Here is a 387-nt window from a genome sequence, read left to right on the forward strand (position 1 = left end):
CAACCGGCAGCTCAATGCCTGGCTTTGTTGACAAGGATGTAGATGCCAAGTACATCAATCTGCACCAGCTTGGCTTTTATGTAACTGACTCTAACTGGCCAGGGCTTGATGGAAACGGAACCTATGACACACTCATTGTTTTAGGACACATAAAATACTATATTAATCAGGTACTGTCCGGAACAAGGAACTTTTCAGATGTAAAAGCAATAGCAATTGACAGAAACTACATCCAGAACGCAACAATGTCCTTCGGGAACCTGAGTAAGGCAGACCACTATGCTGCCCTGGATGAACTTATTAACGCATTATAACTTTTGATTTAGGAGGCGAAATATAATGGCAGAATTCCCATTTGAGATTTCCCCAATGTTTGAAGGAGAAAGA

1 protein-coding gene is annotated in these 387 nt (G+C 41.6%); it reads left to right on the plus strand.

What is annotated here, in order from left to right:
* Nucleotides 1-314: carbon monoxide dehydrogenase beta subunit family protein (locus tag ASJ81_RS15615; RefSeq protein WP_275112569.1), on the plus strand; the 314-nt coding region annotated here is incomplete at its 5' end.
* Nucleotides 315-387 lie beyond the last annotated feature (73 nt).

This window comes from Methanosarcina spelaei (assembly GCF_002287235.1).
In the GTDB taxonomy this organism is placed as follows: Archaea; Halobacteriota; Methanosarcinia; order Methanosarcinales; family Methanosarcinaceae; genus Methanosarcina; species Methanosarcina spelaei.